Origin of the sequence: Psychrobacter piscatorii, assembly GCF_904846415.1 — a bacterium.
Lineage (GTDB): Bacteria > Pseudomonadota > Gammaproteobacteria > Pseudomonadales > Moraxellaceae > Psychrobacter > Psychrobacter piscatorii.
The window spans coordinates 1-7,802 of the sequence record NZ_CAJHAR010000057.1 but is presented as its reverse complement, the minus strand read 5'-3'; the positions used below and the strand labels follow the sequence as shown (position 1 = coordinate 7,802).

At 49.4% G+C, this 7,802-nt stretch carries 5 protein-coding genes; all 5 read right to left on the bottom strand.

All coding sequences use genetic code 11. The features are described from left to right. Positions 1 to 302: 302 nt before the first annotated feature. Entirely contained in the window at positions 303 to 2,423 is a 2,121-nt protein-coding gene (locus JMX83_RS14400) for an AAA family ATPase (RefSeq protein WP_201603169.1), read from the bottom strand. Positions 2,424 to 2,506: 83 nt separating this feature from the next. After that, entirely contained in the window at positions 2,507 to 2,923 is a 417-nt protein-coding gene (locus JMX83_RS14395) for a hypothetical protein (protein WP_192991768.1), read from the bottom strand. Further along, positions 2,916 to 3,584 (bottom strand): gamma-mobile-trio protein GmtX, encoded by a 669-nt coding sequence (gene gmtX / locus JMX83_RS14390; protein ID WP_201603166.1) that lies wholly within the window; start codon positions 3,582 to 3,584, stop codon positions 2,916 to 2,918. The genes JMX83_RS14395 and gmtX overlap by 8 nt, the downstream gene beginning before the upstream one ends. Continuing rightward, on the bottom strand, positions 3,584 to 6,211 hold the full coding sequence (gene gmtZ / locus JMX83_RS14385; protein ID WP_201603164.1) for a gamma-mobile-trio integrase GmtZ: 2,628 nt from the start codon (positions 6,209 to 6,211) through the stop codon (positions 3,584 to 3,586). Before gmtZ ends, gmtX begins: the two co-directional genes overlap by 1 nt. 2 nt (positions 6,212 to 6,213) lie before the next feature. After that, on the bottom strand, positions 6,214 to 7,680 hold the full coding sequence (gene gmtY / locus JMX83_RS14380; protein ID WP_201603162.1) for a gamma-mobile-trio recombinase GmtY: 1,467 nt from the start codon (positions 7,678 to 7,680) through the stop codon (positions 6,214 to 6,216). Positions 7,681 to 7,802: the final 122 nt, after the last annotated feature.

The following is a 7,802-nucleotide window of genomic DNA, read 5'->3' as shown; positions in this document are numbered from 1 at the left end:
GGAGAATATAGCAAAAACTATGTAATCCTGCTGACTGACTGACTGAAAGCCCCTTAAATACTGAGTTCTTGGGGCTTTTTTATTTTTACACAGTGTGTAATAAAGTGTGTAAAAAGCAAAAGCGGTAATTAGGGCGCGTGTCAGGTTCAGAGGCGGTATCGACTTCGGTAGCCGCGAAGAAGGTTAGAGGCTGCATCGGGTTTCGTGGAAGTTGGGCGAGTCACGATTGCACAGCTCAGTGGTCGAGGTTCCGCTCTGTTGAGACCTGAGCACTAAACACGTTCATAGTGTCGCTAATAAGGTCAGCCAGAGGCTGACCTGTCGGGGCAGAGGAACGGCGCAATGTTAGTGATTCGTTTGAGGGATGAATTTCCCATCTCGATAGCGCTTTGAATCAAGCTTGAATCTCCCATCATCACCAACTCACTGGATGGGCGAGTAACCGCCGTATATAGCAAGGATTGATCTGTCATCCTTGAGGCGTAGCTTGGCAGCATGAGTATGCACTTAGGCCACTGTGACCCTTGTGATTTGTGGATCGTGATTGCATAGCCAAGGTCGATGTTTTCGATGGTGTCGTCAGTTATATCGATCAGATTCCCATCGATATTCATAACCCCATACACTCCGTCTTGGGGGCTATCATAGACCTCAACGATTTCACCCAGATCGCCGTTGCGTATATCAGCCTCGTAGTCGTTTCGCGTGACCATAATGCGGTCACCCAACCTGAGTTTTGCCCCACTTCGAGTAATCCATGGAATCCACTCTAGCCAAGGGTGCTTGTGGTGAAGCTCATCAGGTGCATAATCATCATATTGTGCCTGTATAAGCTTATTGATCTCTTCAACTCCCAATGGCCCTTTGCGGGTTGGTGTCAGCACAATGCAGTCGGCGGCTGCCTTGGTTTTCTTGTACTCTTTAACTAGGGTTTCATGTGTGGACTCTGGCAAGTATCGGGTATCACCTGTTGAGCTATTGAGCAGTTTGGCATCCAGCTCTCCATTTCGGATTGAAGTCGCCAGTTGATGGATGCCACTTTGCTCGCCCTGACGCTTAACCTGTGTCAGTTCGAACACAGGTAGTGCGCTGTTCATCGCTGCGTGGAAAATAAGACCACCGCCAACAGGCGGGAGCTGTGAGACATCGCCAACCAAAACAATGCGTGTGGCGTAAGGCAACAGCCCAGTAATCTTATAGGCAGAGACCAGATCGACCATGGAGGCTTCATCGACTACGAGGAGGAGGTGCTCTTCTACATCAGGCTTCTTCTCGCCGAGGTGGTCGGATATAAACTTGGCAATCGTTTGGGCTGGTCGGCCAGTGCTTTCCGCCATTCGCTGTGCAGCTCGACCTGACAGTGCCAGTTGATGAATCGCCATGCCCGATGAAAGCTTTTCGTAAACAGCCAACATCGCTAGAAGAATGGTCGTTTTACCTGTTCCAGCCCCGCCTGAAATGATGGAGACCGACGACTTTACTGCACCGATAACAGCCTCACGTTGTTCGGCAGTCATGGCGAAGGGTAAGGAGCTTTCAAACGATTCGAGCGCCGCCTCAATCTTGTCGCTTGTGAGGTCTTTCTCCCACGCAGCGAGCAATGAACCCGATCCTTGCGGACGTTGATGACACTTGACCAAGAAGCGACCCACAGTGCGTTCCTGAATCGCTGCGCCGAGGCTCTGAAAACCACCCTCAACCTTGAGGAGCGAACCGTGTTTTAGTGCTGCATCAGTCACACCGTTTGAATCGAGTTTGAGTCCTTTGCAAATTACCGTTGATCGCTCTAAAAGTTTATCTTCAGGGATTACTGTCGAGCCTGTTGAGAAACAATGCTCGGTGGCGATCTGTTCTGCTATCGCCGATTTGATACGACTCTCGGAGACATCTAGCTTCATGCTTTTGATCAGCTTGAGCGTGTCATCAAAAGACACGCCAAACGCAGTGAGAATCAGGGGATCATCACTGATCGTCTTCACGGGATCGTCATAGACTCTGGCAAGAGCCTGAGCAAGTGAAAGGGGGAGCTTAGAACCTTGCAGCCACTCTAGCGCCGCGTAGAAGCTCTCTGACGGCCATTTCTCAATGATTGCGTGTGCGGATTGGGTTGATACGCCTGCAACGCTTGTAAGCGCCTCTACGTCCTTCTGACGGACTCTAGTATCAAGGTCGGGGTATTGGCGCACCAAGCGCTTTGCTTTTACTTCGCCGACACCCTCGATATTCGCAGCAATCCATCTCGCCAACAGTTCGCCTGATGGACGCAGGAACTCAGCCTCTTTGACCTTCATGTAGCGCTCAGTAATATCCTGATTGCCTGCTTTGAACGTATGATTCCTCGTACCGCCCGCTACGTTCCAGACAGTGCCCACCTCAGCGGCATCCCTGTACTTCTCAGGAAATAACAAACACAACGTAGTCATGCGTCTGATGATCGATCCATCCTCAGCAATCTCCCACGCTGTACGGACTCCTGAGCCGCGTATCTTAGCGATTTGAACCCTCATCATCGTGGCTGATAACCTGTTTCCAGCAGCACCTCTTTCATCGCTGCATACTTTTCGTTCTCACGTTTGAGTTGAGCGTTTTCGGCTTTAAGCTTCACGATCTGATCCATCAGCTTACTGACTTCGGCACTGGTGGATGCAACCCGTTTTTCAGATCGTTCGCGAGCCGCTTTGTGAGCCTTTGTGTCAGCCTCTTTCTCTCCGAACCAACGGACATCTGCCGCCTCAATCATCTGGCGAATTTGGTCGTTCGAACCCATTGAGGAACGAGGTATGCCCAGCTCATCGAACAGTGCCGAACGATTGATAATTCCACGGCGCTCATACTCACCGTAGTCGCCTGTCGCATCGCGCTCGGCAATCCACTGCTGGACAGCCAGAGCATTGTCTTTGCCCTTCTGAACCCCGTTACTCATCGATCTCACCAATGAGCTTCTTTAGACCTGTCAAAAAGCCGCGAGGCAGGATCTCTTGACCATACTCATCCTTCACCTGACCCAAGGCATTAGCCTTAAAATCCAGCGCTTCAAGCCATTCATCCGTGCAAACTGACTGAAGGGCTTTGATCTCGTTCTCGGAGCAGATCCCTTTCAGTGACGGAAGTAGTTCAACCTTGGATTCAGACTGGGGCGCGGTGTACGTTGTCGGGCGCTTATCAATCACGATCTGCGTCTGATTTTTGAGCATGTTCACTTCGCTCTTATAGCGATCTCGCTCACGGATAATCTGACCAAACAGAGCACGGACTGCCGTATCATCAATGCGCTCTAGCAACTGATAATCCTGCCCCGATTTGCGAGCAGCAACTGAAGGTGGCTTCTTGGTTGTGGTTTGAGCCTTAGCTGCCCAAGCTTCAATCAAGTCGCGGTAATGCTTGTTGGCTGTTGCGCGAATCGACTGATAACCAACGCCGTTTTCCTCCTCTGAAACACGCCCAATCGTCGTGATCGAAAAGTCGCGCTTACCCTCCTCAAAATAGACTTTGAGCGTCTCGTTGAGCTTATCCAGCGAAGATTGCGTTTTAGCTGTTTTGCCAGCCTTCAACGTCTCCAATACAGCGTCTATATCAATCTGCATCAGTCAGCCTCCACCAAGGAAATGCGCTTGGCGTTATCACTCGCTAGTGTCAGCGGCGTGATGTTGCGTAGCTCCTCAAAGCCTGATTCCAGCAAGCGTGCATCGGTCAGATATTGCTGAGCTTCAATGTAATTTGAGGCGATTCGATACCCCTCAAGCTTGTCATCTGGGTTCGCAATCATCGCCATTTTTCGCATGATCGCATTACCTGCAATAAGCTGAGTCTGCTCATCCATTTCAAGGAAAACAGGCTGGTAGCCAGAGCGTGCCATCATGCGGCTAAGAGCGTTGGTACGCTTCGCGATGGCAGGGGTTTTACGCAGATCATCGTGCAGGTCGGGATAGAACTCAGCATCATCACACAGTAGCGACAAGTGCAGCAGTTCAGACTCGGTTTCGATGAACTTCATGCTTACACTGAGGTCGTCACCAGAACCCACAGCAATCAGCTTCTGCCCCTCATCGTCATCTTCACGCTGGTTTTCAATCTGGATGATGCGGTTAATCAGATTGAAGGTCGCAATGTAGTCCTTGGCATACTCGTCCGCTTCAACACGCTGCTTCTCATAACGGCGCTCAAGGGCTTGCAGTTGCTCGTGTTTCAGGAATGGGTGGCCCTGTTCCTCGGCCATGTACAGCTCATCTTTAAGCACATCCATATCGCCCTCAAGCTCAGTCGCCAGCTCTGCCGCCTGATGCGCTTTGTAGCTGATTTGATTGAAGTGCGAGTTGAGTGCAGGGAGGTAGCTGGCATCGGTAATAAACCAACGGCAACGCGCACAGTTTTCAGGGCCATGCGGTACTGAGCCATAAACGCGAAGATTTTTGCTGCTTGAATCTCTGATTATCGGGCCACCATTCCAGCAACCGCCCACGGTTGACAGTTCATCGGAACGCACCGTGTTGCCGCCCACCAAGCAAAGCCCCGTTGCACGCTCTTCCCAACCAATCGGATTGCGATTCGCCAATACTGCTTCGATTGAGTCATATGTATTCGAATGATAAGCGGCACGAAGTTCGATCTGATTCATCTCAGCATCGACAAGGAAATTCTTAAGCGACGACTCGCCTTTCTCAATGAGTGCTGCGTTGGCCTCTTTCATCTTTTCAGCCATGACTGAAGGCGTGATCTTGTTGTAGTAGATCGTCATCAGCAGGCGCGTATGCCCTGCTAAAAGTTTAGATATAACAGGCAGAGGAAGATCAGTATCCATGGCGTAGCAAGTGATCAGCGATACCCTCAAGCTGTGTAGGGGGTATTCTGTCGCTACTTTTGCAGATTCGTTACCAGCGTAATCCTCACCGTAATCCTTAACGAAGCGCAGGCGTTCACCGTTCGACATCGTTTGGCCACTGGCAAACACATCATCCTCAAGTTTGGATAAGAGGCGATACCAAGGATTCACTACGCTTCTAGCATCAATGCAATGATGGGAGGCTGGTACGCGGAACAAGAACGCAAACTCTCCTAGTTCCTTTTTTTGAGTTTCGGATTTGGTCTGTCCGAAGTGAACACGCTCAAGCTCTGAGCCTTTGGTTAGACGGTCTATCGGATTATATTTCTCTTGCCAATTACGAAGTTTTTCCAGCCAATACAGCAGTTCTTCGTGCTCCCACGGGACGGTGTAGCCGCGTTGGATTTCATCTTTATTCTGGTCGGCTGTTTTGTTTGTGGAGATGTACAGACCCGTTGAATAGCTCTCGCTCATCGAGTCGAAAATACGCTTGAACACACCTTTCTGATAAGGGCGTTTAGCGGTGCCGTACTTAAACGTGTGCTTGGTGTTTTCCACCCACTGACCCTGTTCGTAACGCCACGTATCGCCTTCACCAGAGTCCAGAAAACGCACCTGAAACGAGCGCAGCGGCAGGTGAAGTTTGGTAAACATAAACATCGCCATAACAGGCGACCAGATTTCGTGAATCTCTATCGGTTCATAGTTTTTACCGACTTTGCGTGAAACAGTTCGAGTGCGGGAGATACAGTCTGGATCGTCAGGGTCAATCACCTCAGGCGAAACCTCCATCCACGCAAGATTTCCACTTTGAAGGTGTTCAATTGACCAGTGCCAATCGCTGAAATGACGACCTATCCACGGCTTCTGAGTATTGGATTCGGGAGGATAAGGACAGACAATCTGGCGTAACTGCTGGATGTAACGGTAAGGTAGTGGGCTGTGGACGGTTTCAGTATTTGAGCGCGAGCTGGCAATTCTATCAAAAGGGTTCTGATACAGAGGAATAGAAGTTCCATTATCAGCTTCGGCGCACAAATGTGTCTTTAGAATGTAATCCGACAACTCAACAGTGTAAGTAACATACATTTGATTATCTGAATTTACCCCTTTGGATTTGAGGTAGTTATTAAACTCTTCGCTTGAGACCTTGTGCCCCTGAGGGTGTCCTTGAAACATGGAGACGACATCAACCGCATACGGAGCGTGGGTCGCAAGATAGTTTAAGAAGTGTCTGATACCTTTGAGTTTATGACTAATACCTGCCTGTTCTTGAGCAAGCCATTCAGTCCCATACTGCTGCCACTGTAGCCAGTCTGGCCCTAAATCTTCAGCAATCCAACTCAGCGTTAGATCGGTGGTGTAACCTTTCGGTTTTGATTTCTTAGCCATCGTTATTTCTTCCCTAGTCGTGGATTCTTGCCCGTGAAATACCCATCGGGATCTATATCTTCAAAACCGTGTTCTGCCAGTGTTTTCCAGTCGAATGAGCTGCCCAGTTTTGGCTTGTCCGATTCCAGCTTGAGCTGCTCAGAAGCATTGGAAAGGGAGTTAGAAACTTGTTGACTGGACGGCATCGTATAGACCGTCTGAGACTCAAGACTTTTATGATGCAGGCACTTTTTGCGAATGAGCGGATCAACTCCAGCCTCGGTAAGCACGCGTCCATAGCGATGTCGGTGTCCGTGAGGGTCAAGACCTTCTGCTTTGTTCGGCGCTAAGCCGATTCGTCTCAGCCCCGCAGCATAGTTCTGGTTAAAGGCATTTTGGGTGTAAGGATTGCCTAAGTGGCGCGGGTCGAAGCTGATAAATGCATACGGGTGATTGCAGGGTACAGCGGCTCGGTAAACCAGATATTCACGCCACAGTTTCATGAACACATAGCGGTATTCGTTAGGGAAAAAGTAACCTTCTAGGTAACTATCCTTGTGGTCTACCACTCTCGACTTCCACCCAAGGCTCTGAGTGCCTAGCATCTCTTGTCGTGGGATTCTTCCGTATTTTTCCTGTAGATAGGCTTTGCGCTTATTTACACCTTTGCGTGACTTCCAATTATCAGGAGCCTTACCATCGATCTCGTTGTAGATTCGGACAATCACCGCATCATTGTCATTTGGGTCTTCAAAAACGTCCGTCACCCACAGCAACAGAGCCTCACTGGCCCTGAATCCAGCGCCTTGCATCAGTAACAGGATAAGCTTGTCACGCAGAGCCACACGAGGATCGCTAGCGCCACCGACACCATTCAGGTAAAAGTTCTCGAAATGCTTTGCTGGAAAGGCGATAGCATCATCTTCCGTCTTGGCGAGGGGCGTTCTTCCTTTGATAGAGCGCGCCCTTTTGACCGTGGTGTTGAACGACTTGTCTTTGATGTGTCCCAAGAAGTCATTTCGATTTCGGCGGAACCACGCAGCATACTGAATGCGCTCTTCATGTTTGGTGGCAGATCTGAGCGTGTTAAGCTCTTTGCCCAGTCCCTGATCACTCATCCACTGAGTGAAGCTAGTGAGATGCGATATATGTCGGGAAACGGTGTCTGTCGTTGCTGGAATCCAGTACAGACCTGACGGATCAAGTCCATCATCGCCAACTGTTCCGCTATACAATCGACGGACGAACACTCTGAATAAGTCTTCGGGATCGTTGAACATGGACTTGTTAGCGTCCATGAATTCGATCAGCAAGATAATAGATTGAATGTGCTTGGAAATAGTCGATTGAGAAGTACCGTTCACATGCAAACTCAGCACATAGTCGGCTACTGATTCCAGCACGCCTTCATCAGTCAAAATGACAGGTATTTCTGTGGCGATGCCACTACTGTCCTCGACTATTTTTGCAGTAACTTTGGTCGCTATCATCTCGATTCCTTACACATATTACACACATTATACTATACGTACGTGTAAATTTCAAGCAAAAAATAACCCCCTTTACAGGAGGCTATTGTCAGAATTACACACTTTTAGGTACTATAAAGAAC

Bases quoted from the DNA above. Each gene is read 5' to 3' on its own strand.
- gmtY (WP_201603162.1), bottom strand. From the start codon at position 7,680: ATGATAGCGACCAAAGTTACTGCAAAAATAGTCGAGGACAGTAGTGGC.
- JMX83_RS14395 (WP_192991768.1), bottom strand. From the start codon at position 2,923: ATGAGTAACGGGGTTCAGAAGGGCAAAGACAATGCTCTGGCTGTCCAG.
- JMX83_RS14400 (WP_201603169.1), bottom strand. From the start codon at position 2,423: ATGACTACGTTGTGTTTGTTATTTCCTGAGAAGTACAGGGATGCCGCT.
- gmtX (WP_201603166.1), bottom strand. From the start codon at position 3,584: ATGCAGATTGATATAGACGCTGTATTGGAGACGTTGAAGGCTGGCAAA.
- gmtZ (WP_201603164.1), bottom strand. From the start codon at position 6,211: ATGGCTAAGAAATCAAAACCGAAAGGTTACACCACCGATCTAACGCTG.